Here is a 25,934-nt window from a genome sequence, read left to right as displayed (position 1 = left end):
CGACAAGAAATCTCTTCACGGGTGGCGTCCTCTGCTCGGCGACGCGTCGGCGCTGGAATAGTTCGTGCGCCGCTCGGTTATCGACAAGCATGACCGTTCCCTCCCTGACCCTGAACGACTCGACGACGATCCCCCAGTTCGGTGTGGGTGTGTGGCAGGTCCCCGCCGAGGACGCCGAGCGCGTGGTGAGCGACGCCTTCGAGATCGGCTACCGCCACGTCGACACCGCCCAGATGTACGGCAACGAGGAAGGTGTCGGCGCCGCGCTCAAGTCGTCGGGCCTGGCCCGCGGCGAGGTCTACGTCACCACCAAGCTGAACAACGGCTTCCACCGCCCTGACGAAGCGAAGCGCTCGCTGCACCAGTCCCTGGACCGGCTCGGGCTCGACAAGGTCGACCTGTTCCTCATCCACTGGCCGCTGCCGACGCAGTACGGCGGCGACTACGTCTCCACCTGGCAGGCACTCATCGAGCTCCAGGCCGAGGGGCTGACCACGTCCGTCGGCGTCTCCAACTTCCAACCCGCCCACCTCGACCGGATCGTCGCCGAGACCGGCGTCGTGCCCGTCGTCAACCAGATCGAGGTGCACCCCTACTTCGCGAACGACGAGGCGCGCGCCGCCACGCATCGGCACGACGCGATCGTCGAGGGCTGGTCGCCGCTCGGACAGGGCGGCGGCGAGCTCACCGACCCCGTCATCACCGGCATCGCCTCCGACCTGGGCAAGACCTCCGCTCAGGTCGTGCTGCGCTGGCACCTCGACCGCGGCGACATCGTCTTCCCGAAGTCCATGCGCCGCGAGCGGCTCCAGGAGAACTTCGACGTCTTCGACTTCTCGCTCGCGCCGGAGCAGGTCGACGCGATCACCGCGCTCGACAAGGGCGAGAGCGGCCGCACCGGGCCCAACCCCGACCAGTTCGACTGGATCCCTCAGTCCTGATCGCCTGCGGCCGGCGCGGCGCACGGCGTCGCGCTCAGTGGGCTGCTGCGCCGGGAGCCACGGGGCGCGGTGTCGCACGCTGTGGCTCGCGGGCAGTCCCGGCTTCGGCGGCTCCGGCGGCTGCGGATGCGGCGGCTGCGGTGGATTCGGCGGCATCGGCGGCTTCGGCGGCTGCCCGCAGCTTCGGCGGCTGCGGATGCGGCGGCTGCGCTGGCTTCGTTGGCGGTGGTTGCGGTGGCGGCACCTCAACAGCACTGAAGAGGCGCTGCCACTTCGTGAACGAATTCACGAAGTGGCAGCGCCTCTTGAACGCTCTGGAACCGCCCGGCGCCCAGGCCTGGGCGACGTACCTCACCCGTTGGGCTGCCCAGTCTTAGGCAGCTCGCCGCGACGCCGGACCCGACCACCGCACCGCCCGACCGGCGCGGCGCGCAGCCCGGTCGAGGTGGACGCCCGCTCGTCAGCGGACCGTGACCGAGACGGCGTTGGAGACCGTGCCCGAGTCGGAGTCGCGCATCCGAAACTTCTGCGTCCCGGACTGGCCGGTCTGGATGTACGTCGAGAACGTCTGCCCCGACACCGACGTGGTGACCGGGAAGTCCTGCCAACTCCCACCGGCGCCCTTGCGCTGGACGTGGAGGACGGCTCCCTCGCCGCCCGGATACACGCCGGTGAGGTCGATGCGCTGCATCGGCGAGACCGACGTCTCACTGCTCTGCAGGGTGATCTGCTTGGCAGGCGCTGACTTCGTCGCCCTCGAGGTGGCCGACGGCAGCGAGCTCGGCGAGACGCTTGCGGCGGCTCCCGACGACTGCGTGGGCGTGGGGCTGGGCAGGTAGAGCGACGGACCGGCGTCCGTGGCACCGGACTGACCGTCCCCACCGAGCCCGGCGACGTGTGAGGCCGCCAGCGTGACGAGGCCGAGCAGCAGGCCGATCACCAGCCCGACGCCGAGGAGCGCGAGCAGCGCCGCGACGATCGGATGCTTCTCGTCCGACTTCACCTGTCGTCCTTCCGAGTTGGCGAGGGTGCGCCTCCATTGTGGGCAGGGCTCCCAAGGCGAGGCCGCACTTATCCACATGCCGACTGATGCCCACGTGCGGGACAATCGAGCCGTGCCCTCGCTCAGCCAGTTCGTCGCCTTCCTCGTCGCCTCGATCCTGTTCATCCAGGTCCCGGGGCCGAGCCTGCTGTTCACGTTGGGTCGCGCGCTCACGGTCGGCAGGCGTGACGCCCTTCTCTCCGTGGTCGGCAACGCGCTCGGACTGACGATCCAGGTGGTCGGAGTCGCGGTCGGGCTCGGGGCGCTGGTCGCAGCCTCCGCCGAGGCGTTCACGATCCTCAAGCTTGCCGGCGCCGCGTATGTCGTCTACCTCGGAGTGCAGGCGATCCGGCACCGCAGCGACGCGCGGCTCGCGCTGGTCGAGCGGTCAGAGGCCCGACGTACGACGGCGTGGGGCTCGGTCCGAACCGGCCTGGTCGTGGGAGCGACGAACCCGAAGACCATCGTCTTCTTCGCCGCATTCCTGCCGCAGTTCGTCGACGACCATGGTGCGACCGGTCCGCAACTCCTCCTGCTCGGGCTCATCTTCGGCGTGCTCGCGTGTGCCTCGGACTCGTGCTGGGCCCTGGCGGCCGGGAAGGCGCGGGACTGGTTCGCGAGGAAGCCTCAGCGCCTCGACCACCTCGGTGCGACCGGCGGCGTCATGATGATCGGTCTGGGGGCGACGCTGGCGACCGCCAGCAGTGCTTGAATCGCGGTGCTTGAATCGCGGTGCTTGATCGCGCTCGCTCCGCTCGCGCAACCGCGGCGCTCGTCACCCCCGTCTTCCCTCCCGACGCTCGGTCGTTCCTCCCTCGCTCTGGTCAGTCCAGACGGGGGCGCGCCGCGGTGGCGTGATCACACGAGGCCACGCCGGCGGGCGATGGCGGCCGCCTCGGTCCGGCCTGAGGCGCCGAGCTTGGCCAGGATGTTGGAGACGTGCACCGAGACCGTCTTGGTGCTGATGAAGAGTCGCTTGCCGATCTCCCCGTTGGTGCGTCCGTCGGCGACCAGCGCAAGGATCTCTGTCTCGCGAGGGGTGAGGGTCTCGGAGCCGGCGGGCTCCGTGCGGGCGGCCGCCGCGCCGAGCGCGCCGAGGAGCGGCCGAGCACCGAGGGCACGCGCCGCGGTCCGGGCGAGCTCGGCGACCTCGGCGGCACCCCCGGCATCGCCGGTGGCACGCAGGATGGCGGCGAGCGCGACGCGGACCGACGCCGTCTCGAACGCGTGGCCGAACTCGACGAAGCGATCCTCCGCCTCGCGCCAGGCCCCGACGAGGTCGGCGGCGTCGACATCCGACCCGGCGAGCCAGCGGGCCCGCAGCGCCTCGGCTGCGAGCCGCGCCTCCCAGGCCTGTCCCTCGGGGCCCCAACCGCGGGGGTCGTCGTACTTCGCGACCACCGTCGCGCCGTCGCGCGCCAGCCGCTCGACGTCGGGAAGGAGCGCCGCACGCTCGGCCGCCGCGAGGCCCGGCATCGCGTCAGCGAGGACGCCGATGGCCACCGCCGCGAGCCGCAGCCGAGCCACGAACCAGGGGTGCCACACACGGGACAGGAGCTCAACCGCGTCGTCGTAGACCGCCACCGCGTCACGAGGAGCCCCGGCCCGGCCGGCCGCCACCATCTCGGTCGCCGCGTTGAAGACGGGGACGACGCCGTCGCTCGCCCAGACCTCGCGATGCAGCCGTCGTGGCACGGGCTCGCCGCGTGCCTGCCGGATCGACTGGCGTATCCCGTCCAGTGAGGCATAGGGCACCGGCGGCGACCCGGGTCGGGCGATCGCGATCAGCTCCAGCGCCTCGTCCCACCGGCCGACGACGTAGAGCAGCCAGGCCAACTGGTGACGAGGCTCGAAGCCATACGGCCCCCAGGGCTGCCCGGCAGCCTCGGCGCGCTCCACGCCGGCACGGAAGGCAGCCTCGGCCGCCGGCCACTCGCCCCAGTCCTCGTAGGAGCGCCCTAGCATGTAGCGGCCCTGCAGCTCTGCGGTGAGCGCCCCGCTGGCGACGGCCCGGTCGATCACGGACTGAAGCGCCGTGCGCAGCTGACCTGGGTCGCCGGCCTTGCCCAGCGCGGTGAGCGTGATCGCAGCGGCAGAGGCGATCGCCGGCAGGTCGTGCCGCTCGGCGAGGGCGAGCGCCTCGATGCCTGCGGCTTGCGCGTGCTCCGTCCGACCCCGCCAATGCAGCAGAAGGGCACGGTCCGCGAGCACCCGCGCACGCAGCGCCGGATCGTCGTCCGGCACGAGCGCCAGCGCTCGGTCGGAAGGCTCGAGCGGATCCAGCTCGACGTTGTCGATCACCCCGAGCGCCATCGCAGCCGCGGTCAGGATGCGCGCGCGGGCGGTGGGCGCCGTGTCGGCGGGCAGGCGCTCGAGCTGCTCCTCGGCGAGACGGGCGGCCCGCTCCGGACGGCCGGCGGTCGTGAGAGCCTGGACGCACGCCTCGACGACGCGCGCCGGCGAGAGACCGTCCGGCACCGGCCGCTCGCCGAGCAGCGTGAGCGCACGCTCGTAGTGCTGCGCCGCCTCGTCGGGGCCGCCGACGGCCGCGGCCTCGTCACCGGCGCGGACACTGGCGACGAGCGCCGTGTCGAGGTCGAGGGCGAGCCGGGCGTGACGGGCCAGCTCGGCCGCCGACCCGAGCCGTGCGTCGGCGAGGACGGACGCATACTTGCCGTGCAGCCGGACGCGCTCGCCGGGCAGCAGGTCGTCGTAGACCGCCTCGCCGAGCAGCGCATGGCGGAACCAGTACGCCCCCTCCCCCGCCACGAGGACGTTGGACTCGACCGCGTGCCGCAGCGCCTCGTCGAGGGCCGCCTCGGGCAGGACCGCCACGGCGGCGAGGAGATCGTGTCCGACGCGTCGCCCGGAGACGGACGCGGTGCGGACGACGGTGCGCGCGGTCTCGTCGAGCCGGTCGAGCCGCACGAGCAGCACGTCGGCGAGCTCGTCAGGGATCCAGTGGTCGGGCCCACCGGCCGCCCCGACGAGCTCCTCGACGAAGAAGGCGTTGCCCTCCGCACGCGCGACGATGTCCTCGCGCTCCCGACCGCGGACGGCGGGGTCGATCGCGGTGACCAACGTGCGGACGTCGTCGTCGCCGAGGGGTTCGAGCAGGAGACGGCCGACGCCGCCGAGGCGGGACCACTCGGCGACCTGGCGACGCAGCGGATGGCGGCGGTGCAGGTCGTCGGCGCGGTAGGAGGCGACGATCGCCACCGGTCCGTTGAACGGCCGCGTGAAGAGGTAGGTGAGCAGGTCTCGGGTGGACTGGTCGGCCCAGTGAGCGTCCTCGACGATCACCAGGGTTGGCGCCTTCTCCGCGAGCGCCTCGAGCAGCGTGTGCAGGGCCGCGAAGAGCTGACCGCGGTCGACGACCTCGGCACGAGCGTCCGAGCTGGCCTCGCGGCCGGCGGGGAGCAGCCGCGCCAAGGCCGGGTGAGTGTGGACGACGCGCTCGACCACATCGGGGAGCTGCGTCGTGAGCCGGTCGAGGATCTCGGAGAAGGGGAGGTAGGGCAAGGCGCTGTCGCCGAAGTCGAGGCAGTGGCCGGCATACGCCTGCCACCCCCGGCCCGAGGCGAGTGCCGAGAGCTCCTGCAACAGCCGCGTCTTGCCGACCCCGGCGTCACCGGCGAGCAGGACGTGGTGGCGGGGCGAGGCGTCGACTCCGGAGACGGCGTCGACGCCGAGCAGCGAGGACAGCTCCTCGAGCTCGGCGTCGCGTCCGATCAGCATCCGGTCGGTCTGGGCCACGCAGTCGATCATCGCAGGAGGCGCCGACATTCCCAGCGCCTCGGTGACCATCAGAGGGCCTCGATCGAGATTCCCCTCCGACGCGGACGCGACCTGCGCAGTCGCGCCTTCTCCCTGCGGCCGACGATCCCCTGGCGGATCTGCTCGGCGCGGTAGGCCGACTCTGCCCGGACGTACCCGGTGTCATAGTTGCTCATCGTCTCCTCGTTCCCTCTCACACGGCCCTGGTGGACCGTTGAGACCACAGTCGTCGCCTGAGGTAGCGCCCGACATCGGGAGCGCACCCCTACTTCCTGGGCGCGACTACCTCAGAGAGCGACGCCAACCTCCCGACACATGCCTGAGGCGGGCGTGAGGCATGCTGCGGCCATGGAGTTCACCGACGTCGTACGCCGCCGCAAGATGGTCCGCAGCTACACCTCCGAGCCGGTCGACCCGGCCGTGGTCGACCTCGCGCTCCGCAACGCGACGCGCGCACCGTCCGCGGGGTTCTCCCAGGGCTGGTCCTTCCTGGTGCTCGACACGCCGGGAGACGTCGACCGCTACTGGGACCTCTTCGTGGGCGACGAGGAGTGGGAGGCGGACAACTGGCTGCGCGGGATGCGCACCGCCCCCGTGCTCATCCTCCCGTGTGCCTCGAAGGCGGCGTACCTCTCGCGCTACGCCGAGGCGGACAAGGGGTGGACCGACAAGGACGAGGCGCGCTGGTCGATGCCGTACTGGTACATGGACACCGCCATGGCCGTCATGCTGATCCTGCAGACGGCCGTCGACCAGGGGCTGGGCAGCTGCTACTTCGGGATCCCGCCGCGCCACGAGTCCGAGGTCCGGAAGGCCTTCGGCATCCCCGAGGGCTGGGACCCGATCGGCGTCGTGGCGCTCGGCCACCCGGCACCCACGGGCGGCGCCAAGGGCTCCGCCACCCGACGCCCGCGCAGGCCGATGGAGGAGATCGTGCACCGCGGGTCGTGGTGACGGCGGCGGCCGACGCGGGTCAGCTCTGCGTGGACCGCGTGAAGGTCACGTGGGTGACGCCGCTCGGCGTCGTCACCGACTCGATGTCATAGCGGGTCTCGAGACCCTCCAGGCCGTCCCAGAGCCGGACGCCTCGACCGAGCACGATCGGGACGACCACGACGTGGAGGTGGTCGACGAGGTCCGCGGCCAGGAAGTCACGAACGGTGCTCGGGCCCCCGCCGATCCGGACGTCGAGGCCGCCGGCCGCGGCGCGGGCGGCCTCCAGCGCCTCATGGACGGAGGCATCCATGAAGTGGAAGGTCGTGCCGCCGGCCATCTCGAGGGCGGGCCGGGGACGATGCGTGAGCACGATGACGGGCGTGTGGAACGGCGGCTCCTCGCCCCACCAGCCGCGCCAGTCGGGGTCGTCCTGCCAGCCCGGCGGACCGAACTTGTTGGCGCCCATGATCTCGGCGCCGATCCCCGCCCCCCAACGCGAGGCGAACGCGTCGTCAGCCTCGGTGGCGGGGTCGACGTCCTGACGCTCGCGGTCCCCGCTCATGCCCTGGAAGGTCGCGGTCGGGAAGAACCACGTCATCAGACGCATGCCGGCGTGACCGAAGGGCGTCTCCAGGCTCTGGCCCTCCCCCGTCGCGAAGCCGTCGAGCGAGACGGCCAGGTTGTGCACCCTCGTTGCGGACATCGTCGCCTCCTGCTGGGTCGGTGCGCGACCGGCTCGCTCACTCCTCGGATCGGGCATCACCGTAGCCTCTAGGCTGCCGAGGGTGACCGATCCCGTCGAACGGCTCGCCGCGCTCATCCGGATCCCCACCCTCTCCCACCGCGACCCGGACCGCGTCGACCTCGAGGCCTTCGACCGGCTCCTGGTCACCATGCGCGAGCAGTGGCCGCTGCTGCACAGGCTCGAGGTCACGCGCGTGAGCCGGCACGGCCTGCTCCTCCACTGGCCCGGCCGCTCGGCCGCGCGGCCCGTGGTGCTGATGGCTCATCTGGACGTCGTGCCCGTCGTCGCGACCGACTGGCGCCGGGACCCCTTCTCCGGGGAGATCGTCGACGGGGAGAACGGGCCCGAGATCTGGGGCCGCGGCACGCTCGACGACAAAGGCGCCGTCGCCGCGATCTGCGAGGCGGTCGAGTCGCTGCTCGCCGAGGGCTTCGTCCCGGCGTACGACGTCTGGCTCTCGTTCGGCTGCGACGAGGAGGTGTCCGGCGGCGCGGCTCGAGAGGCCGTGGACCTCCTGCGCGACCGCCGCGTCGAGCCGTGGTTCGTGCTCGACGAGGGCGGTGCGATCGCCCATCAGGCCTTCCCTGGAGTGGCCACTCCCGTCGGGGTGGTCGGGGTGGCCGAGAAGGGGGTCACGTCGGTGACGCTCACCGTCACCGGCGACGGGGGTCATGCCTCCACGCCGGTCCGCAACGGACCACCGATCCGACTGGCGAAGGCGCTGACCCGCCTGGATGCGGCGTCCATGCCGCCGCGGCTGCCTGAGCCGACGGTCGAGCTCTTCCGCCGGCTGGCGCCGCATGCGCCGTTGCCCGTGCGGGCGCTGATGGACCGTGCGGGCCGGCTCGCTCCGGCCCTGTCGAGAGCTCTCACACTGGCCGGCCCCGAGCCGGCGGCGATGGTGCGCTCGACCTTCGCGGTCACGACGCTGGCCGGCTCCCCGGCGCTCAACGTGAACGCGGCGTCGGCGAGCGCCGGCGTCAACGTCCGGGTGATGGTCGGCGACACGGTCGCAGGCGTGCTCGAGCACATCCGATCCGCGGTGCGTGACGACGAGGTGCGCGTCGAGCTCGTCGAGGCGACCGAGCCGAGCCCGGTCTCGCCGTACACGACGCCCGAGGGCTCCGACGACGCCTTCGACCTGATCGAGTCGACGATCAGCGAGGTCTTCCCGGATGCGGTGCCGGCGCCGTACGTCATGATGGCCGCCACGGACTCCCGGTTCTTCACCTCGATCTGCGAGCGCGTCTACCGGTTCACCCCCTTCCGGATGACCAAGGCGCAGCGTGCGGCGATCCACGCAGCCGACGAGCGGCTCGGGGTCGACGCCTACCTCGACGGGGTGCGCTGGTATCGCCGGCTCATCGAGAGGCTCCCGGTCTCACTGGGCTGACTCGGGGCGTGGCGTCCCGGGGTAGTTCGGGACGTTTCCCACGGTCTACTGGCCGGTAACGGTCGGAAACGTCCCGAACTACCCCGCCGACCTAGTCTGGACGACATGCCCGAGAGCGACGACCGGGTCGACCGGAGCGGCCGGCCGCCACGAGGCGGATCATCCGCGGCCGCCGCACGGATCCGGCAGCAGCAGACGTGGGTCGACCTGCAGGTCCGCGCGGCGATGGAGCGTGGCGAGTTCGACAACCTTCCGGGCGCCGGCAAGCCGATCGCCGACCTCGGCACCGAGCACGACCCGGAGTGGTGGCTGAAGAAGCTGGTCGAGCGTGAGCGGCTCGTCGTCCTGCCGCTCTCGGTCCAGCTGCGCAAGGAGGACGCCGCGCTCGACGACGAGCTCGACCGGCTCGCGACCGAGAAGGCCGTCCGCGCCCGGGTCACCGACTTCAACGAGCGCGTGATCAAGGCGCGCTATGCGCTGCCCGAGGGTCCGCCGCTGATCACGATGCCCCGCGACGTCGACGCCACGGTCGCGGGCTGGGCGGCACGGCGCGAGGCACGGCTGGCGGCACGGCGTACGCCGCAGGAGCCTCCGCCCCGCCGGCGCTGGTGGCGCCGGGGGCGGTGACATCGAAGGAAAAGACCCCCCGCGGTGTCAGATCCGTCATACCCGCGGGTAAGTGACGACTGCTACGTTCCGGGCCCATGAGCCACAAGTCACCGAAGGACTTCTTCGCACCGCTGGCGGTCGGAGCCCCGACGCCGCTGCGCGAGATCCCGGCACGGCCCAGCCGGGCGATCCACTTCTTCGACCCGAGCAACCCGAAGATGGTCGACAAGATCCCCCAGATGGTCGGGACCGTCGACGTGCTCCTCGGCAACCTCGAGGACGCGGTCAAGGCCGACAACAAGGTGGCGGCTCGTGAGGGCCTGGTCCGGATCGCCCAGGAGACCACCTTCGGGCCGACCCAGCTGTGGACGCGCATCAACAGCCTCGACAGCCCGTGGGTCCTCGACGACCTCACGACCCTCGTGCCGGCGATCGGCGACAAGCTCGACGTCATCATGGTGCCGAAGGTGCAGGGCGCGGAGGACATCCACTACGTCGACCGGATCCTGGCCCAGCTCGAGGCGAAGGCCGGCCTGACCCGCCCGATCCTCGTCCACGCGATCCTCGAGACCGCCCGCGGCGTCGCCAACGTCGAGGAGATCTGCGGCGCCTCACCGCGCATGCAGGGCCTCAGCCTCGGCCCGGCCGACCTCGCCGCGGATCGCAAGATGAAGACGACGCGCGTGGGCGGTGGCCACCCCGGCTACCTGGTCCGCGAGGACCCGAAGGACGGGGTCATCGACGGTCCGCGGGCGATCTTCCAGCAGGACCTGTGGCACTACACGATCGCGAAGATGGTCGACGCCTGCGCGACGCACGGGATCTACCCCTACTACGGCCCGTTCGGGGACATCACGGACGTGGTGGCTGCCGAGGACCAGTTCCGCAATGCGTTCCTCCTGGGCTGCGTCGGCACCTGGAGCCTGCACCCCAAGCAGATCGAGATCGCCAACCGTGTCTTCTCCCCCTCGGTCGACGACATCCGGCACGCCCGCCGGGTCGTCGCCGCGATGGGCGACGGCACGGGCGCCGTCATGCTCGACGGCAAGATGGAGGACGACGCCTCCCTCAAGCAGTGCCTGGTCCTCGTCGAGCTGGCCGAGCAGCTGGCGGCCGTGGACCCCGACCTGAAGGCCCTCTACGACGGGATCGAGCTGTGACCACCTCTGCGAGCTTCCGGCCGCGCCGCTCCGTCCTCTACATGCCCGGCGCCAACGAGCGCGCACTCGAGAAGGCGAAGACGCTCCCGGTCGACGCGCTCATCCTCGACCTCGAGGACTCCGTCGCCCCCGACGCCAAGGCGTCGGCGCGCGAGAACGTCGTCGCCGCCGTCGCCTCCGGTGAGTACGGCGGCCGCGAGCTCACGATCCGCATCAACGGCGCTGACACCGAGTGGCACGCCGACGACCTGCGCGCCGCGGCCGCGGTCGGCCCCGACGCCATCGTCGTGCCGAAGGTGAACAGCCCCGAGGCCGTGCACAGCCTGGTCGACGCCGTCGAGGCCGCCGGCGCCCCGAGCAAGACGAAGCTGTGGGCGATGATCGAGTCGCCGTACGCCATCCTCCACGCCGAGGAGATCGCGGCCGCCTCCGACCGCCTGACCGTGCTGGTGCTGGGCACCAACGACCTCGTCAAGGAGCTGTTCATCGACCACGTGCCGGGTCGCGGGCCACTGGTCACGAGCCTGCAGCTGGCCGTGCTGGCCGCCCGCGCGACGGGCAAGGTCGTCCTCGACGGCGTCTACAACGACGTGAGGGACGCCGAGGGCTACCTGGCCGAGGTCGAGCAGGGTCGTCAGTTCGGCTTCGACGGCAAGACGATCATCCACCCCGGCCAGGTCGAGGGCGCCAACGCCGGCTTCGCGCCGAGCGCCGAGGCCGTCGAGGAGGCTCGTGGCCTGATCGCCGCGTGGGACGCCGGCGCCGGGAAGGGCGTGGTGACCTACAACGGCAAGATGGTCGAGAGCCTGCACGTGGAGTCGGCCCGCCGGACCCTCACGATCGCCGACGCGATCGCCGCGCTGGCCTGACGCCGACTCCCCGGGCGCCCCGTTGGCCCGGTCTGTCGCCCGAGCTCAGTCGGACGAGCGCCCGAAGCGCCCGTCCCACCACACCTTGGCGCTGCCGAGCCATCCGGCGGCGTCGTGGACCAGCTTGCCCAGGGTGTCCTGCGTCTGCGCGAACGCCTCGGCGTAGCTGCGGGCCGCCTCCTTGGCGGCCTCACTGACGGTCGCACTGTCGTCGTCGGCCCGCCGCGGGTAGTCGCCGCCCAGCACCGTGGTGTAGTCGCCGGCGTCGACCCACGCGCGCAGCTCGGCGGCGCGGACGACGGCGAAGGGGTGGCTGCGGCTCTCCAGCAGGAGCAGCTTGAGCACGGAGTCGCGCAGATCGCCGGCGCCGACGTACTCCGCCCCCTGAGCCAGGAACGAGGTGGGGTCGAGGTCGGCGACGTGGCCGCCGCTGGCCAGCTGCATGTGGACGCGCAGCGCGACGGCCGGGTCCTGGACGCCGAGCAGTCCCGCGCGATCCGCCGAGAGCTCGGCCTTGCGCGCCCACTCCATGAGGGCGGCGATGATGACCCTCAGCCCGAGACCGCCGACGGGGATCGCGGCGAAGGTGAGGCTGAGGATCAGCAGCCGCTGGAGCAGCGTCTGGTAGACCGCGTGGCCCGACAGCACGTGCCCGAGCTCGTGCGCGAGCACGAAGGCCAGCTCCTCGTCGTCGAGGAGGTCCACGAGGCCCGAGCTCACCACGATGATCGGCTTGCCCATGCCGATGGTGACGGCGTTGGTGACCGGGTCGTTGGTGATGTAGACCTCCGGGAGCTCCGGGACGTCCAGCACCGTCGCGACGTCGACGAGCAGCCGGTGCACGCGGGCGAACTGCCGCTCGTCCGCCCGCACGGCGGAGCCCAGCACGGCGAGCCGGACGGCCCGCTCGTTCACCAGGCCCGACATCGCCTTGAGCAGCGTGTCGAACCCCTTGAGCTTGCGCACCGCGACCAGCGCGCCTCGGTCCGCCGGGTGCTCCCACGTCCGTGAGCTGATGCCGGGCAGGGTGACCCGGGTGCGGGCCGGAGAGTTCGCCATGCCGGGAGTCTCCCTCCTGGTCCACCCGGCCCCAAGCAGAACGGCAAAACCGGTGTCACCGGGGCCGACTCCGGCCTAGGGTCGGCTCAGGGAGGAAGCGTCATGACCCGGACAGTCCCCGCCGTCCTCGACCTGCGGGTCCAGGCACCGTCCACCGTCGTCCACGGCGGATGCACCAAAGCGCAGATCACGGTGCTCCCCCGCCAGGCGATCGGCCCGCTCGACGGCGCCCTGCGCCTCTTCGAGGACGGTCTGGTCGTCGCGGGACTGACCGCACAGCTGCACGACTTCGGCACGGTCACCCTGGAGATCGGCAGCCTCCCGCCCGGCCGCCACCTGCTGACCGCCGCCTACACGGGCGGGTCCCGCTACCACTGCGCTTCAGCCGAGCCGTTCGAGGTGCTCGTCCTGCCGGCCGACACCGTGACCGACCTGGTCGTCCCCCCGGTCGGCGTGGCCGCCGGCGACAGTCTCGGAGTGACGGTGCGGGCGACGGCGACGTCGACGTACCCCTCGGGAACCGTCGCGCTCTATCAGCGCGCGCGGCTCCTGGCGACCGGCGAGGTCGTCGACGGCGTCGGCACGGTCGCGCTGCCGTCGGGCCTGCAGCGTCTGGCGCCGGGGCTGCACCGGCTCTTCGCGGCGTACTCCGGCGACGCCACCCATGCCCCCTCCGAGACACCGGTCGTGCCGGTCACGGTCGTCGGAGACTGATTTCTCACAGCCCACCTGGCGAGAAACGTCACGGTGCTCGCCCGGGCGGGTCTTCAATCGATGAGTGTCCACTGTCGCCACCGCTCCGCCCACCGTCAGCTCGGCACGACGCTGGTCGATGCTCGGGGCGAGCACCCTGGCACAGGCCTGCGCGGCGATCATGATGCACGGTGCGGCATTCCTGATCCCCACGCTCCACGAGCGGGAGGGGCTCACCCTCGCGCAGGCAGGACTCGTCGCGGCAGCGCCGACAGTCGGCGTGATGGCGGCGCTGGTCGCCTGGGGCGCCGTCACCGATGCGTACGGCGAGCGCGTGGTGCTCGTGACCGGCCTCGCCGGCACCGCCGTGCTCGGCCTCGGTGCGGTCCTGGCCTCGAACCTGGTCGTCTTCGCCGTCCTCCTCGGGCTGGCCGGGGCGAGCGCCGCGAGCGCGAACTCGGCGAGCGGCCGGGTCGTCGTCGGATGGTTCCCACCCGAGCGACGCGGCCTGGCGATGGGCATCCGGCAGATGGCGCAGCCCGTGGGCGTCGGGGTCGCGGCGATCACCATCGCCGTGGTGGCCCAGCACCGAGGCATCCATGCGGCCATCGTCGTGCCGACGGCGGCAGCCGCTCTGGCGGCGGTCGTCGTCGCGCTGCTGGTGATCGACCCGCCGCGGCCGGCCAGGCCGGCGGGATCCGGTCGCGGACACGGCAACCCGTATGTCGGCGACCGCTACCTGGCCCGCATCCACGCGGTGAGCGTGCTGCTGGTGGTGCCGCAGTTCGTCGTCTGGACCTTCGCCCTCGTCTGGCTGGTCCAGGACCGGCAGTGGTCCGCCGCGGCGGCGGGTGCCGTCGTCGCGGTGGCGCAGATCTTCGGGGCCTTGGGCCGGATCGCCGCCGGACAGCTCTCCGACGTCGTCGCAAGCCGGATGCGCCCGCTGCGGTGGGTGGCGCTGGCGGCCGCCGCGGTGATGGTGCTGCTCGGCGCGACGGCCGGCGCCGGCTGGTGGGTCGCCGTGCCGCTCATGGTGGTCGCCACCGTCCTCACCGTCGCCGACAACGGCCTCGCGTTCACGGCCGTCGCCGAGCGGGCGGGCCCGTTCTGGAGCGGCCGGGCGCTCGGCATCCAGAACACCGCGCAGTTCCTCACCAGCTCGCTCGTCCCCCCGTTGGGCGGGCTGGCCGTGACGGCGGCGGGCTTCTCCTGGGCGTTCGCCCTCGCCGCCGTCTTCCCCGTCCTGGCCGCGCCGCTCGTCCCGGTCCGCGGGGAGCGTGCGCTGAGCTGACCCGCTGGGTACCGCATCGACCCAGGAAGGGAGCACCATGCAGACGACCATCTGGATCATCACCCTTGTGCTCGTCGTCGGGGTCGCGTTCGCGGTTCACCGCGGACGGCGGCGGTACGTCGCGACCGAGCCGGCGACGATCAGCGTCACCGAGCCGGTCGAGGACGTCCTCGAGTCGCCCCGTCACGCCGCCGAGGCACGCGCGGCAGAGGCCCGTGCCGCGGCGGCTCGCGCCGCTCGCCAGGTGTGAGCCGCGGAGGCGGTGACCTGATCTCGACGCGGCCAGGGCTGATTCGTCGGCCGCTGGGGTACCGCCGCGATGAAAGGGAAGGGATGACCAATGCAGACCCTCATCTGGATCATCGTCGCGATCATCGTCATCGCCGTCGTCGTCGCCATCGTCATGGCTGCGCGCCGTCGTCGCCACCACCAGCTCACCGAGCGAGCGACGGAGCTGCGGACCCAGGCCTCGGAGCGCGACACCGACGTCGCCGAGGAGCGGCGCCGCGCGGCGGAGGCCGAGGCGCAGGCCCAGCTGGCCCGAGCCGAGGCGGAGCGCGCCGAGGAGCAGGCCCGCATGGCACGCCAGTCGTCGATGTATGAGGAGGCGCGCCAGGAGGACACCCTGCGCGAGGCCGACCGCATCGATCCCCGTGTCGACGGCACCGCCGGCACCGCCGGCACCTACACCGGCGCCCGAGGCGACGGCGTCGTCGACCGGAGCGACCGCGTGGACGACGGCCGGACGGGGCTGACCACGGACGGCCGGACCGAGGCTCCGGTCGACGAGACCGGCGGCACCCACCGGCGCATGGAGCCCTGACCGGCGCGGGTCGTTCGAGGCCAGGGGTCGTCGATCCACGCGGCCTGGCCGACCCGGGTCGTTCAAGACCGGCGGCCGTCGACCCACGGAGGCCTGGCCGACCCGGGTCGTTCGAGACCGGGGTCGTCGACCCACGGAGGCCTGGCCGGCCCGGGTCGTTCGAGACACTGAAGAGGCGCTGCCACTTCGTGAACACATTCACGAAGTGGCAGCGCCTCTTCAGTCGTTCGCGCCCGTGGCGCCGAACGTGCCGTCGACCCCGGCACCCACAGCTCAGTGGTGGAGGGGTCACCGCATTGGACCCCGATCGAGCGACCGTGCGGCCCCGGCGGTGCGGCCCCGGCGGTGCGGCCCCGGCGGTGCCGACCCCAGCGGTGCCGACCCGGCGGTGCTGACCCCAGCGACCGAGCCGACCCCGGCGACCCCGGCGATCGTTCGGATCAGGCGATCGTGCGGATCAGCTTCTTGTTGACGAACTCGTCGATGCCGTAGCGACCCAGCTCACGGCCGAAGCCGGAGCGCTTGATGCCACCGAAGGGGAGCTCGACGCCGTCGGCGAGGACGCCGTTGACGAAGACCATGCCCGCCTCGATCTTGTCAGCGACGCGCTCGGCCTGCTCGGGGTCGGTCGTGAAGACGTAGGAGCCGAGGCCGAACGGGATGTCGTTGGCGATCGCCAGGGCCTCCTCCTCGTCGGCAGCCTTGAACACCATCGCGACGGGGCCGAAGAGCTCCTGGTGGTAGACGTCGTTCTGCGGGGTGACGCCGGTCAGGACGCCGGTCGGGAAGAACGCACCCTCGCGCCTGCCGGCCGACTCCAGGTGCGCACCCTGCTCCACGGCGGCGTCGACCTGCTCCTGCAGCCGGTCGGCGGCGGCGACCGAGGAGAGCGGCGTGATGCCCTCCGCGCCGGCCTTGATGGCCGCGGTGAACTTCTCGACGAACGGGTCGTAGAGCTCCTCGGCGACGACGAACCGCTTGGCCGCGTTGCACGCCTGCCCGGTGTTGTCGAGCCGCGCGCTGACGGCCGCCTCGACGGTCGCGTCGAGGTCGTCGGTCGAGAGCAGGATGAACGGGTCGGACCCGCCGAGCTCGAGGACGACCTTCTTCAGGTGCCGGCCGGCCTGCTCGGCTACGGCGGCGCCGGCGCGCTCGGAGCCGGTGAGCGAGATGCCGGCGACGCGCGGGTCGGCGATGATCGTCGAGACCTGCTCGTTGGTGGCGTAGACGTTGACGTAGGCGCCCGTGGGGAAGCCGGCGTCGTCGAAGATCTGCTGGATGGCGGCCGCCGACTCCGGGCACTGCGGCGCATGCTTGAGGATGATGGTGTTGCCGATGCACAGGTTCGGTCCGGCGAACCGGGCCACCTGGTAGTAGGGGAAGTTCCACGGCATGATCCCGAGCAGCACGCCGTACGGCGAGCGGCGGATGACCGCGGACCCGCCACCGTCGAGCAGATCGACGGGCTCGTCGGCGAGCATCTTCTCGGCGTTGTCGGCGTAGTACTCATAGATGGCCGCGCTGAACTCGACCTCCCCGACGGCGTCCTCGAGCGGCTTGCCCATCTCCCGCACGATGATCGCAGCGAGGTCGTCCTTCCGCTCGTTGTGCAGCTCCCCGACCCGCTTCACCAACGCAGCGCGCTCGGCGACCGTAGTCGTCCGCGCCCAGCCCTTGCTGGCCGTCGTCGCCCCGGCGAGTGCGGCCTCGATGTCGGCGTCGGTGGCGGTGGGGAACTCCTGGACGACCGTCCCGGTGGCCGGGTCGGTGACGGCGTAGAGGCTCATGCTCGCTGTCCTTCCATCTCGGTGGCGGCCGCTGCCTCGGCCGGGCCCTGGTCGGCCTGGTGGCGCAGCGCGAGCAGCGCGACCAGGTCGTAGGCCACATGCGAGGCGGCGATGCCGGTGATCTCAGCGTGATCGTACGGGGGTGAGACCTCCACCACATCTGCGCCGACCAGATTGAGCCCCTGCAGCCCTCTGAGGATCTCGAGGAGCTCGCGCGACGTGATGCCGCCGGCCTCGGGCGTGCCGGTGCCGGGGGCGTGAGCGGGGTCCAGCACGTCGATGTCGATCGAGACGTAGAGCGGCCGGTCGCCGATGCGCTGACGCAGCCGGTCGACCACCTCCAGGACACCCTGGTGGTAGACGTCTGCGGAGGTGACGATGCCGAAGCCGAAGCGGCGGTCGTCCTCGAGGTCCTTCTTGCCGTAGAGCGGTCCCCGGGTGCCGACGTGGGACAGGGCCTCGGTGTCGAGGATCCCCTCCTCGACCGCGCGGCGGAACGGCGTCCCATGGGTGTAGTCGGCGCCGAAGTAGGTGTCCCAAGTGTCCAGGTGGGCGTCGAAGTGCAGCAGGGCGAGATCGCCGTGGCGCCGCCTGGCGGCCCGGAGCAGCGCGAGCGAGATGGTGTGGTCGCCGCCGATCGTCACCAGCCGCGCACCTCCCTCGGTCAGCGTCAGCGCCCCGTGCTCGACGGCCTCCAGGACCTCCTCGATGGCGAACGGGTTAGCGGCGATGTCGCCGGCGTCGGCCACCTGGGCGACGTCGAACGGGGAGACGTCGAGCGCCGGGTGGTAGGGCCGCAGCAGGCGCGAGGACTCCCGGACGTGGGCGGGCCCGAAGCGGGCGCCGGGCCGGTAGGAGACGCCGGCGTCGAAGGGCACTCCGGCGACCACGACGTCGGCGGCGCGGACCTCGTCGAGACGGGGCAGTCGGGCGAAGGTGGCCGGTCCGGCGAACCGGGGGACGCGGGAGCTGTCGACGGGACCGATGGGGGGCATGGCGGGGTTCATCCGTTCGTGACGATGGGCGTGTCAGCGCCGGGCCGGCCAGCACGAGTCGCGGCCCCTCGCGGCCGAACGCGTCGGCGGGCTCGGGGAAGGCGACGAGGAGGGCCGGGTAGAGCAGGGCGGCGAGGCCGAGGCCGATCGGGATGCTGAGGTCGATCCTGATGGCGAGGTCGCCCAGGGAGGCCGACGAACTGGCTTGGGACGACGACGAGCCGGAACAGGTCGATCGGCTTCGCGCTCCGCTCGGCCGCGGGGATCGGCTCGACGCCGTGGGGCTCGACGTCGGTGATGCTCGGCGGCGCGAGGTCCGCCTCCACGTAGGCCTCGTGGACGGACATCAGGACTCCTTCTGCTGCGCGAGCTGCGGCGCGGGTGAGAGATGCTCGTGAACGGCGAGGACCCGGCCGTCGACGCGGGCGAAGACGATGGACTCGCGCTCGAGCACCGTGGTCCGGTGCCCCGCCTCGGAGGTGACGGTGCGGACGCTGTGGGAGAAGACGGCGCTGTCGCCGACGATCTGGACGAGGCGGTCGGTGCTCTCGCACTCCTCCACCCTCCAGCCGGCGCCGACCCAGTCGGCCCACAGGGCCTCGTACGCCGCGCGGGAGTCCAGTCGCTCGGTCTCCGGGTGGAAGACGAAGCTCGCCGACGGCGCGAAGCAGCCGAAGTAGGCCTCGGTGTCGGTCTCGGCGAAGGCCGCGACCAGTCGATCCGCGGCGGTCAGCACCTCGGCCTCCGTCAACTCTGTGGTCAGGCTCGCCATCGTGACTCCTCTCAACCGTGACAGCGAGAATCTAGGAACACGACCGGCAGCGTGGCAAACGCTTCGTGCGCACAGCTGGCATCGATAGTCACGATCTGCCAGCATTGGCGATACGAACGGCCGTATCGACGTGACGCATGCGCCTCTCGCGTATCAATGTGACGCCGAGCACAGCCCAAAATTCATCGGAGAGACTTTCCGTCGCCGAGACCTCGGAGGGCCGTCATGGACGACATCGACCACGCGATCGTGCGGATGCTTCGCGACGACGGCCGCGTGGGGCACCGCGAGATCGCGGAGGCGGTCGGGCTGTCGCGCTCCGCGGCCGCGGCGCGGATCCACCGGCTCACCGACTCCGGGCAGGTGGTCGTGCGCGGAGTCGTCCACCCGGCCGTCCTCGGCCGAGGCTCGCTGGCGCACGTGGCCCTCGTCGTGCGCGGCCCAGCGGCCCCGGTGGCCGAGGTGATCGCCGAGCGGGACGACACCCCGTTCGTCTCCCTCACGAGCGGTCCGCACGCCGTGGCCGTGGAGATCCGCACCTCCTCGCCCCTCGCCGTGGACAGGGCGGTCGGCGAGCTGCGCACGATTCCGGGAGTCCAGGGTGTCGACACGCTCACCTACGTCGACGTGGTGCGCGACGTGGTCGGCCCGGTCGGCGAGGTGAGACACGAGGTCGACGACGTCGACATGGCGCTCCTGCGGGCCCTGCAGAGCGACGGAAGGGCGTCGTACGTCGAGCTGGCCGACACGGTTCGCCTCACGCCGGCCGGCGTACGCCGTCGCGTCCTGCGCCTCATCGACTCCCAGGTGGTCCGCATCGGCGCCCTGGTGCGCCAGCCGGGCCTCGACGGTCAGGCCGCGATCGGCATGGGCCTGCGCCTCGACGGACCGGCCGAAGAGGTCCTCGAGAGCCTGCGCGGTCAGCAGGAGGTCACGTTCATCGCCCGGACCCTCGGGCGGTTCGACGTGCTCGTGACGCTGGGGGCCTACGACCGCACCGACCTGGTGCAGGCGGTCGAGGCGATCCGCGGGATCCGCGGAGTCAACCACCTCGACACCTGGAGCCACCTGCGGACGGTCAAGGAGACGTACGCCGCCGCCGGCCTCGGGTCCCTGACCAGGCCCACCTGACCGCGCCCACCTGAACGGGCGGAGCGCGAAGTTACCGCGCGGTAGGATCTTTGTCACTCTGGACCGGGCTCCCGCTCGCCCGAAGGCCGCCCTAGGGTGGTGGATCGCTCGCCGGACGCGGCGGGCTGAAGAAGTGGACGAGGAGCGAAGTCCCCATGCAAGCCTTTGCGATCGTTGTCTCGCTGGCCTTGACCGTCGTGGCCGTGGTGCTGCTGGTCAGAGCCGTGCGGAGCATGCTCGGTGTCATCCGGACCGGCCAGCCCGCCCCGGGGCGCACCGGCAACCCGGGCCGGCGTACCGCCACCATGCTCAAGGAGACGGTGCTCCACACGCGGATGCTGCAGTGGACGGTCGTCGGCGTCATGCACTGGTTCGTGTTCGCGGCGTTCATCTTCTTGTCGTTCGCCGTGCTCTCGGCCTACTTCCAGCTCTTCACGCCGGAGTTCGCGTGGCCGATCATCGGCCACTGGTATCCCTACGAGTGGTTCAGCGAGCTCATCGGCCTGCTGAGCACGGTCGGCATCGTCTACCTCATCGTCTACCGGCAGCGGAAGCACCCGCGCTCGCTCGGGCGCGACTCCCGGTTCTTCGGCTCCACCTTCTGGCAGGCCTACTTCGTCGAGGTCATGGCCCTGCTCGAGGGGGCGGCGATCCTCTTCATCCGCGGCGCCGAGTTCAACCTCGCCAAGGTCACGGGGCACGCCGACGAGGCGACCCGGGCCCACTTCCCGATCGCGTCCTGGTTCGGCGACGCCCTCTACCCCAGCTCGGCTGCCTCGTCCTCGACGCTGCACAACATCATCTACGGCATCGCGCTGTTCAAGATCGCGCTCGCGATGGTGTGGCTCATCGTGATCGCCCGGAACCTGACGATGGGCATCGCGTGGCACCGCTTCACCGCCTGGTTCAACATCTGGTTCAAGCGCGAGGACTCCGGCCGCACCGCCCTGGGCGCCATCAAGCCGCTCGTGTCGAACGGCAAGCCCGTCACCCTCGACGACATCGACGACCTCGACGAGGACGCCAGGCTCGGCGCCGGGTCGATCCAGGACTTCTCCTGGAAGGGCATCCTCGACTTCACCACCTGCACCGAGTGCGGCCGCTGCCAGTCGCAGTGCCCGGCCTGGAACACCGCCAAGCCACTCTCCCCCAAGCACGTCGTCCTCAGCCTCCGCGACCACGCGTACGCCTCCGCGCCGTACCTCCAGGCCGGCGACACCGAGGCCGAGATCCTGCAGAAGCCGCTCATCGGCCACAGCGATGTCGATGCGTCCCTCGGGGCCGGCGACGAGGTCCTCGACTGGTTCTACAACCCCGCTGACGGCGGCTTCGTCATCGACGAGGACGTGCTGTGGTCGTGTACGTCGTGCGGCGCCTGCGTCCAGCAGTGCCCCGTCGACATCGAGCACGTCGACCACATCATGGACATGCGGCGCTACCAAGTGCTGGTGGAGTCGAACTTCCCCTCCGAGCTCAACGGTCTCTTCAAGGGCCTGGAGAACAAGGGCAACCCCTGGAACATGTCCTCCACGGCCCGCCTCGACTGGGCCAAGGACCTGCCGTTCGACGTCAAGGTCGTCGGCGAGGACCTCGAGTCGCTCGACTCGGTCGACTGGCTGTTCTGGGTCGGCTGCGCCGGTGCCTACGAGGACCGTGCCAAGAAGACCACCCGCGCCGTGGCCGAGCTGCTCGACATGGCCGGCGTCAGCTTTGGCGTCCTCGGCAACGGCGAGACCTGCACCGGCGACCCGGCCCGTCGCGCCGGCAACGAGTTCGTCTTCCAGGGTCTTGCCCAGCAGAACGCCGAGACGTTCAAGGAGTTCCGCGTCAAGAAGGTCGTCTCGACCTGCGCGCACTGCTTCAACACGCTGAAGAACGAGTACAAGGACTTCGGCATCGAGCTCGAGGTCGTGCACCACACCCAGCTGCTCAACCGGCTGGTCCGCGAGGGACGGCTGACCCCGGTGCCGTCGGGCGCGGGCGCCCACCAGCGGTCGATCACCTACCACGACCCGTGCTACATCGGTCGCCACAACGGGGTCTACTCGCCGCCCCGTGAGCTGCTCCAAGTGCTGCCCGGTGCCGAGTTCACCGAGATGCCCCGCAACTCCGAGCGCTCCTTCTGCTGCGGCGCCGGCGGTGCCCGCATGTGGATGGAGGAGCGACTCGGCTCGCGCATCAACCGCAACCGCACCGACGAGGCCGTCGCCACCGGGGCCGACCAGATCGCCGTCGGCTGCCCGTTCTGCCGAGTGATGCTGTCCGACGGGCTGACCGCCGCCCAGGCCGACGGCACCGCCCGCGAGTCCGTCGAGGTGCTCGACATCGCGCAGATGCTGCTCGCGTCGGTCAAGGGCGAGATGGCTACGAAGCTCGCTCCCGGGGCGGGTGTCGCCACCGTGGGGTCTGCTGCTGTCGCCGCTGAGCCGTCCGCCGGTGACGTCACCGTCACGCCCGACACCGTCACCTCCACCGCCGACGCCGGTCCAGCCGCGAAGGCATCGGGCGGGTCGTCGCTCTTCGACAGTGCTCCAGCCGCCCCGTCGCGCACTGAGTCCGAGGCCGCTCCCGACGACGCCTCGTCGCTGTTCGACACGCCGGCTCCTGCTGAGCCGGCGCCGTCGTCCGGGGGTTCCTCCGGCTCTTCCTCTGGGGGTTCGTCCGGGGGCTCGCTCTTCGGTGACAGCGGATCGCTCTTCGACACCCCCAGCACGCCGCCCGGTGAGCCGTCGGCACGGTCTGAGTCGTCGGCGCCTGACGAGGACAAGGCCGGCGGGTCGCTGTTCGACATCCCGTCGGAGAACAACGCGGCCGCCAGTGGCGGGTCGCTGTTCGACATCCCGTCTTCGCCGGCCCCGAGCGGTGAGCAGTCAACCGACGCATCTGCTGCTCCGGTTGCTGACGCACCGCCCGCAGCCGCGCCCGCTGCTCCGGCCGTCGACCTCAACGCCGGCGGGTCGCTGTTCGACATCCCATCCTCGCCGACCCCGAGCGGTGAGCAGCCAACGGAAGCCTCACCCGCTTCTGTTGCTGACACACCGCCCGCCCCCGCAAGCGGTGACCAGTCAATCGAAGCCTCACCCGCTTCCGTTGCTGACGCACCGCCGGCGCCGGCCGTGACTGCGTCGGTCGTCGCATCGGCCCCGCGGACCGACGTCGACATCGAAGTGCTCTCGTCACTGTTCGACATCGAGGCCCCTCAGGGTGCCGTCGTCTCAGCACCTGCGGCCGCGGCGCCCGCTGCGCCGACGCTGCCGACATCGACCGCGACAGGTTCCGCCGAATTGACCGCGGCCGGCGAGACGGCGATGGGCGCAACGGCGCCGGGCGCAACAGCGACCGACTCAGCCGCGACGACGGGGGCAGCCGAGGCCGACGGTGCCGGCGTCGACTCGGCCAGGACGCCGCAGAGCACGCCGCAGCCGGCGCCGGCGAACGGTGCGCCGACCCCCGCTGCGTCCGGCGTTGCGTCCGTGCCACGCACCGACGTGGAGATCGAGTCGGTCGGCTCGCTGTTCGACATCGAGGCGCCAGAGGGCGCGGTCGTCGCAGCGCCAGCGCCCGCGAGCGCGCACTCCGCATTGGCTGACTCGTCGGCGAACGGCGTCCCCGCCCAGGACAATGCCCCAGCAGTCGCCATCGAGCCGGTCGCGCCCGAGACGTCGGGCACTGAGGCAGCCGACATCGTCGCCGAGGAACCCGCCGAGTCGCCGGCACCCTCGGAGCAGCCGACACAGCTATCCGAGTCGGTCGGCACGGAACCAGTCGAGTCCTCGGACGTGACCGCGGAGGGGGCCTCTGCCAGCGGCAAGCCGGTGTCGTCCTCCGGTGAGACTCACACGCCCCGCACGGACGTCGACATCAACGCCGGAGGGTCGCTCTTCGACCTCTGACGCGGCGTGACGTAACAGTGCCGTGGATCTGAGTCATCACATGACTCGGATCCACGGCACTGTTGTTCGACAGCGCATGACGCACCGCCGTCGCGCCCGACTCAACGGGAGCCGGGTCGGTGGGTGCGCCGCGGATCCGGTAGAGGTGGCTTCTCCACAGGCCAGCTCCGGCCACCGAAAGCAGATGGCGAACTCGACCACGATCGGACCCATGACCGATGCCCGCGACGAGGAGCGTCCGGATCAGGCGCGCCTCGACGAGGTCCTCGAACAGCAGGACGGGGTGATCTCGCGACGGCAGGTGCTGGCCTGCGGCTTCACGGTCAATGACATCAGGCGTCGGGTGCGGCGGCGGGAGTGGGCAGCAACGGGCCACCCGGCGGTCTACGTGAGCCACACGGGCGCACTGACGTGGCGACAACGAGCCTGGGCTGCGGTCCTCTATGCGTGGCCCGCAGCGCTGACTGGCGACTCGGCGCTTCGCCTGGCCGAGGGGCCGGGCCGCCGCGACAGGAACGACGACGGACCGATCCAGATCGCCGTCGACCGCAAGCGGAGCGTCGCTCGACGTGAGGGCATCCTCATCCGCCGACTCAGCCGGTTCGCAGGCCGGGTGCAGTGGAACACCAGCCCGCCGCGGGTGCGACTGGAAGAGGCCCTGCTCGGACTCGCCGAAAGCGCGTCGACCGAGCACACCGCCATCGGGAGATTGACCGACGCTGTCAACGCGAGGCTCACGACACCAGACCGCCTCCTGGACACGTTGAGCTCCCGCGCGAGGATTGCCCGACGCGACTTTCTGGCCGATGCCCTGACCGACGTGCGCGACGGCACGTGCTCGGTGCTCGAGCGCGGGTATCTCGTTGACATCGAGCGTGCCCATGGACTGCCGCAGCCTCACCGGCAGGCGCCGACCGGGGTCGGCCGACCGGGATTCCGTGACGTCGACTACCCGGGCTTCGGCGTCGTCGTCGAGCTCGACGGCCGGCTGGGGCACGACGGCTCGATGGCGCGCGATCGTGACCTCGAACGCGACCTCGATGCCGTCGTCGCCGCCGGCCGCGTCACGGTGCGACTGGGCTGGGGCCAGGTCTTCGACCGACCATGCAGCACGGCCGGCAAGGTCGGCGCGCTGCTCCAGCTACACGGATGGGGTGGCACGGTGACGCGATGTCACCGCTGCGGCGACTAGCGCCGAGGATCCGAGTCACTCAACGACTCGGAATCACGGCACAATGCGAATCGCCCGCGCCGGCAAACCCCCGCGCCGGACCTCGCCGAGGATCCGAGTCACCCAACGACTCGGAATCACGGCACAACGCGAATCGCCCGCGCCGGCAAACCCCCGCGCCGGACAACGCCGCGGATCCGAGTCACTCACCAACTCAGAATCACGGCACTTCACCCCCGACCACCGACGCCGTCGTTCAGTCGTCGCTTCGCACCCGACTCCCGACGTACGACGCCAGGGCGGGCGAGTCAGATACGAGCCGGTCGACCTCCTCGCCCCCGGTGCACGTGCAGAGGCCGATGGTGAGGCCGGTGGCAGACCGGGAGAGAACCTCCCACGTGCCACCGGAGGCCTCCCACCGTCGCAGGACGTCGACCGGGTCAGGGGACATCAGACATCAACGAAAGGAACATCAGTGCCGACGGTGCCCGCACACCACTGGCGACACCAGCGCGCGACGTCAGTGCCCGACACCACGGCCGACATCACTGCGGATGCTCGTCCTGCTCGTGCCGCATCTCCGCCACCGCCTCCTCGTCGACGACTACAGGCCGCAGGCGCGCCCACACCAAGAAGATGACGCCGACGACGAGCAGGATGATGCCAGCCCAGAGGTTGGCGTTGATGTTGCCGGTCTTCGCGTATGACTTGTTGCCGAAGATGCCCATCAACAGCAGGATGACGCCGTAGATGGCGAGCAGCCCGCCGATGACGTTGCGGATGTCGAACAGCCCGGCTGTCTTGGTCCGCGCGGTCCCGACCGTGTTGTCATGTGCCATGTCGGACT

Annotated in this window: 24 protein-coding genes; 14 read left to right on the top strand and 10 right to left on the bottom strand. The window is 71.3% G+C overall.

Annotation, left to right across the window (positions count from 1 at the left end; all coding sequences use genetic code 11):
* Nucleotides 1-89 precede the first annotated feature (89 nt).
* Nucleotides 90-941 carry an aldo/keto reductase gene (locus ACYQ1K_RS00930; protein WP_459980527.1) on the top strand — a complete coding sequence of 284 codons (852 nt, stop codon included), beginning with the start codon at nt 90-92 and terminating at the stop codon, nt 939-941.
* Nucleotides 942-1,401: 460 nt separating this feature from the next.
* Here ACYQ1K_RS00930 and ACYQ1K_RS00925 read toward each other — a convergent pair whose 3' ends face one another.
* Nucleotides 1,402-1,944 carry a hypothetical protein gene (locus ACYQ1K_RS00925; RefSeq protein WP_459980525.1) on the bottom strand — a complete coding sequence of 181 codons (543 nt, stop codon included), beginning with the start codon at nt 1,942-1,944 and terminating at the stop codon, nt 1,402-1,404.
* A 112-nt stretch (nt 1,945-2,056) separates the two neighbouring features.
* Here ACYQ1K_RS00925 and ACYQ1K_RS00920 point away from each other — a divergent pair, with 112 nt between their 5' ends.
* A complete protein-coding gene (locus ACYQ1K_RS00920; protein ID WP_459980523.1) occupies nt 2,057-2,695 on the top strand; it encodes a LysE family translocator in 639 nt (212 codons plus the stop codon).
* 146 nt (nt 2,696-2,841) lie between these two features.
* On the opposite strand, the gene ACYQ1K_RS00915 is transcribed toward ACYQ1K_RS00920, so the two are convergent.
* Together ACYQ1K_RS00915 and ACYQ1K_RS00910 are read right to left on the bottom strand one after the other, a co-directional pair.
* Entirely contained in the window at nt 2,842-5,769 is a 2,928-nt protein-coding gene (locus ACYQ1K_RS00915; protein ID WP_459980521.1) for a helix-turn-helix transcriptional regulator, read from the bottom strand.
* Between the two features lie 20 nt (nt 5,770-5,789).
* Complete coding sequence (locus tag ACYQ1K_RS00910) at nt 5,790-5,936, bottom strand: hypothetical protein (protein ID WP_459980520.1); 147 nt, start codon at nt 5,934-5,936, stop codon at nt 5,790-5,792.
* A gap of 172 nt (nt 5,937-6,108) precedes the next feature.
* Here ACYQ1K_RS00910 and ACYQ1K_RS00905 point away from each other — a divergent pair, with 172 nt between their 5' ends.
* Nucleotides 6,109-6,714, top strand: coding sequence for a nitroreductase family protein (locus ACYQ1K_RS00905; RefSeq protein WP_459980518.1), 606 nt, complete (start codon nt 6,109-6,111; stop codon nt 6,712-6,714).
* A 19-nt stretch (nt 6,715-6,733) separates the two neighbouring features.
* Here the strand turns inward: ACYQ1K_RS00905 and ACYQ1K_RS00900 are convergent, their stop codons facing one another.
* Nucleotides 6,734-7,399, bottom strand: a complete 666-nt coding sequence (locus ACYQ1K_RS00900) for a dihydrofolate reductase family protein (protein ID WP_459980516.1) — start codon at nt 7,397-7,399, stop codon at nt 6,734-6,736.
* A gap of 82 nt (nt 7,400-7,481) precedes the next feature.
* Between ACYQ1K_RS00900 and ACYQ1K_RS00895 the strand changes: the two genes are divergently transcribed.
* From ACYQ1K_RS00895 to ACYQ1K_RS00880, 4 genes are all read left to right on the top strand, one after another.
* The gene (locus ACYQ1K_RS00895; protein WP_459980514.1) at nt 7,482-8,834 is read left to right on the top strand and encodes a M20/M25/M40 family metallo-hydrolase; all 1,353 of its coding nucleotides are present in this window, start codon (nt 7,482-7,484) and stop codon (nt 8,832-8,834) included.
* Nucleotides 8,835-8,939: 105 nt separating this feature from the next.
* Nucleotides 8,940-9,461: a DnaJ family domain-containing protein gene (locus tag ACYQ1K_RS00890; protein WP_459980512.1), complete on the top strand. Its 522-nt coding sequence runs from the start codon at nt 8,940-8,942 to the stop codon at nt 9,459-9,461.
* A gap of 77 nt (nt 9,462-9,538) precedes the next feature.
* Nucleotides 9,539-10,603 (top strand): HpcH/HpaI aldolase/citrate lyase family protein, encoded by a 1,065-nt coding sequence (locus ACYQ1K_RS00885; RefSeq protein ID WP_459980511.1) that lies wholly within the window; start codon nt 9,539-9,541, stop codon nt 10,601-10,603.
* Nucleotides 10,600-11,472, top strand: coding sequence for an HpcH/HpaI aldolase/citrate lyase family protein (locus ACYQ1K_RS00880; protein ID WP_459980509.1), 873 nt, complete (start codon nt 10,600-10,602; stop codon nt 11,470-11,472). The genes ACYQ1K_RS00885 and ACYQ1K_RS00880 overlap by 4 nt, the downstream gene beginning before the upstream one ends.
* Nucleotides 11,473-11,517: 45 nt before the next feature.
* Here the strand turns inward: ACYQ1K_RS00880 and ACYQ1K_RS00875 are convergent, their stop codons facing one another.
* Nucleotides 11,518-12,531 (bottom strand): M48 family metallopeptidase, encoded by a 1,014-nt coding sequence (locus ACYQ1K_RS00875; protein WP_459980508.1) that lies wholly within the window; start codon nt 12,529-12,531, stop codon nt 11,518-11,520.
* A 102-nt stretch (nt 12,532-12,633) separates the two neighbouring features.
* On the opposite strand from ACYQ1K_RS00875, the gene ACYQ1K_RS00870 reads away from it, so the two are divergent.
* The 4 genes from ACYQ1K_RS00870 (at nt 12,634) to ACYQ1K_RS00855 (ending at nt 15,338) form a co-directional block, all read left to right on the top strand.
* Nucleotides 12,634-13,245, top strand: a complete 612-nt coding sequence (locus tag ACYQ1K_RS00870) for an Ig-like domain-containing protein (RefSeq protein ID WP_459980506.1) — start codon at nt 12,634-12,636, stop codon at nt 13,243-13,245.
* 64 nt (nt 13,246-13,309) lie between these two features.
* Nucleotides 13,310-14,515: an MFS transporter gene (locus ACYQ1K_RS00865; RefSeq protein WP_459980504.1), complete on the top strand. Its 1,206-nt coding sequence runs from the start codon at nt 13,310-13,312 to the stop codon at nt 14,513-14,515.
* A 37-nt stretch (nt 14,516-14,552) separates the two neighbouring features.
* Complete coding sequence (locus ACYQ1K_RS00860) at nt 14,553-14,765, top strand: hypothetical protein (RefSeq protein WP_459980502.1); 213 nt, start codon at nt 14,553-14,555, stop codon at nt 14,763-14,765.
* Nucleotides 14,766-14,855: 90 nt separating this feature from the next.
* Nucleotides 14,856-15,338 (top strand): hypothetical protein, encoded by a 483-nt coding sequence (locus ACYQ1K_RS00855; RefSeq protein ID WP_459980500.1) that lies wholly within the window; start codon nt 14,856-14,858, stop codon nt 15,336-15,338.
* Nucleotides 15,339-15,778: 440 nt separating this feature from the next.
* Here ACYQ1K_RS00855 and ACYQ1K_RS00850 read toward each other — a convergent pair whose 3' ends face one another.
* The 3 genes from ACYQ1K_RS00850 to ACYQ1K_RS00840 all read right to left on the bottom strand — a co-directional run bounded on the left by ACYQ1K_RS00850 (nt 15,779) and on the right by ACYQ1K_RS00840 (nt 18,892).
* The gene (locus tag ACYQ1K_RS00850; protein WP_459980498.1) at nt 15,779-17,125 is read right to left on the bottom strand and encodes an NAD-dependent succinate-semialdehyde dehydrogenase; all 1,347 of its coding nucleotides are present in this window, start codon (nt 17,123-17,125) and stop codon (nt 15,779-15,781) included.
* On the bottom strand, nt 17,122-18,120 hold the full coding sequence (speB, locus tag ACYQ1K_RS00845) for an agmatinase (protein ID WP_459980496.1): 999 nt from the start codon (nt 18,118-18,120) through the stop codon (nt 17,122-17,124). Before speB ends, ACYQ1K_RS00850 begins: the two co-directional genes overlap by 4 nt.
* 346 nt (nt 18,121-18,466) lie before the next feature.
* Nucleotides 18,467-18,892 (bottom strand): YybH family protein, encoded by a 426-nt coding sequence (locus tag ACYQ1K_RS00840; protein ID WP_459980494.1) that lies wholly within the window; start codon nt 18,890-18,892, stop codon nt 18,467-18,469.
* A 225-nt stretch (nt 18,893-19,117) separates the two neighbouring features.
* Here ACYQ1K_RS00840 and ACYQ1K_RS00835 point away from each other — a divergent pair, with 225 nt between their 5' ends.
* The 3 genes from ACYQ1K_RS00835 to ACYQ1K_RS00825 all read left to right on the top strand — a co-directional run bounded on the left by ACYQ1K_RS00835 (nt 19,118) and on the right by ACYQ1K_RS00825 (nt 25,108).
* Nucleotides 19,118-20,023: an Lrp/AsnC family transcriptional regulator gene (locus ACYQ1K_RS00835; RefSeq protein WP_459980493.1), complete on the top strand. Its 906-nt coding sequence runs from the start codon at nt 19,118-19,120 to the stop codon at nt 20,021-20,023.
* Nucleotides 20,024-20,178: 155 nt separating this feature from the next.
* Nucleotides 20,179-23,916: a (Fe-S)-binding protein gene (locus ACYQ1K_RS00830; RefSeq protein ID WP_459980491.1), complete on the top strand. Its 3,738-nt coding sequence runs from the start codon at nt 20,179-20,181 to the stop codon at nt 23,914-23,916.
* Between the two features lie 211 nt (nt 23,917-24,127).
* Nucleotides 24,128-25,108 (top strand): hypothetical protein, encoded by a 981-nt coding sequence (locus tag ACYQ1K_RS00825; protein WP_459980490.1) that lies wholly within the window; start codon nt 24,128-24,130, stop codon nt 25,106-25,108.
* Nucleotides 25,109-25,343: 235 nt separating this feature from the next.
* Here ACYQ1K_RS00825 and ACYQ1K_RS00820 read toward each other — a convergent pair whose 3' ends face one another.
* Nucleotides 25,344-25,538, bottom strand: a complete 195-nt coding sequence (locus tag ACYQ1K_RS00820) for a hypothetical protein (protein WP_459980488.1) — start codon at nt 25,536-25,538, stop codon at nt 25,344-25,346.
* 94 nt (nt 25,539-25,632) lie between these two features.
* Nucleotides 25,633-25,926, bottom strand: coding sequence for a hypothetical protein (locus tag ACYQ1K_RS00815; RefSeq protein WP_459980487.1), 294 nt, complete (start codon nt 25,924-25,926; stop codon nt 25,633-25,635).
* Nucleotides 25,927-25,934: the final 8 nt, after the last annotated feature.

This window comes from Nocardioides sp. AN3 (assembly GCF_054653495.1).
This window is presented reverse-complemented; position numbering and strand designations above follow the sequence as displayed.

Excerpts from the sequence above, each read along its gene's own strand:
- ACYQ1K_RS00930 (WP_459980527.1), top strand. The coding sequence starts at position 90 with ATGACCGTTCCCTCCCTGACCCTGAACGACTCGACGACGATCCCCCAG.
- ACYQ1K_RS00915 (WP_459980521.1), bottom strand. The coding sequence starts at position 5,769 with ATGTCGGCGCCTCCTGCGATGATCGACTGCGTGGCCCAGACCGACCGG.
- ACYQ1K_RS00910 (WP_459980520.1), bottom strand. The coding sequence starts at position 5,936 with ATGAGCAACTATGACACCGGGTACGTCCGGGCAGAGTCGGCCTACCGC.
- ACYQ1K_RS00905 (WP_459980518.1), top strand. The coding sequence starts at position 6,109 with ATGGAGTTCACCGACGTCGTACGCCGCCGCAAGATGGTCCGCAGCTAC.
- ACYQ1K_RS00900 (WP_459980516.1), bottom strand. The coding sequence starts at position 7,399 with ATGTCCGCAACGAGGGTGCACAACCTGGCCGTCTCGCTCGACGGCTTC.
- ACYQ1K_RS00890 (WP_459980512.1), top strand. The coding sequence starts at position 8,940 with ATGCCCGAGAGCGACGACCGGGTCGACCGGAGCGGCCGGCCGCCACGA.
- ACYQ1K_RS00885 (WP_459980511.1), top strand. The coding sequence starts at position 9,539 with ATGAGCCACAAGTCACCGAAGGACTTCTTCGCACCGCTGGCGGTCGGA.
- ACYQ1K_RS00875 (WP_459980508.1), bottom strand. The coding sequence starts at position 12,531 with ATGGCGAACTCTCCGGCCCGCACCCGGGTCACCCTGCCCGGCATCAGC.
- ACYQ1K_RS00870 (WP_459980506.1), top strand. The coding sequence starts at position 12,634 with ATGACCCGGACAGTCCCCGCCGTCCTCGACCTGCGGGTCCAGGCACCG.
- ACYQ1K_RS00860 (WP_459980502.1), top strand. The coding sequence starts at position 14,553 with ATGCAGACGACCATCTGGATCATCACCCTTGTGCTCGTCGTCGGGGTC.
- ACYQ1K_RS00855 (WP_459980500.1), top strand. The coding sequence starts at position 14,856 with ATGCAGACCCTCATCTGGATCATCGTCGCGATCATCGTCATCGCCGTC.
- ACYQ1K_RS00850 (WP_459980498.1), bottom strand. The coding sequence starts at position 17,125 with ATGAGCCTCTACGCCGTCACCGACCCGGCCACCGGGACGGTCGTCCAG.
- speB (WP_459980496.1), bottom strand. The coding sequence starts at position 18,120 with ATGCCCCCCATCGGTCCCGTCGACAGCTCCCGCGTCCCCCGGTTCGCC.
- ACYQ1K_RS00840 (WP_459980494.1), bottom strand. The coding sequence starts at position 18,892 with ATGGCGAGCCTGACCACAGAGTTGACGGAGGCCGAGGTGCTGACCGCC.
- ACYQ1K_RS00835 (WP_459980493.1), top strand. The coding sequence starts at position 19,118 with ATGGACGACATCGACCACGCGATCGTGCGGATGCTTCGCGACGACGGC.
- ACYQ1K_RS00830 (WP_459980491.1), top strand. The coding sequence starts at position 20,179 with ATGCAAGCCTTTGCGATCGTTGTCTCGCTGGCCTTGACCGTCGTGGCC.
- ACYQ1K_RS00825 (WP_459980490.1), top strand. The coding sequence starts at position 24,128 with ATGACCGATGCCCGCGACGAGGAGCGTCCGGATCAGGCGCGCCTCGAC.
- ACYQ1K_RS00820 (WP_459980488.1), bottom strand. The coding sequence starts at position 25,538 with ATGTCCCCTGACCCGGTCGACGTCCTGCGACGGTGGGAGGCCTCCGGT.
- ACYQ1K_RS00815 (WP_459980487.1), bottom strand. The coding sequence starts at position 25,926 with ATGGCACATGACAACACGGTCGGGACCGCGCGGACCAAGACAGCCGGG.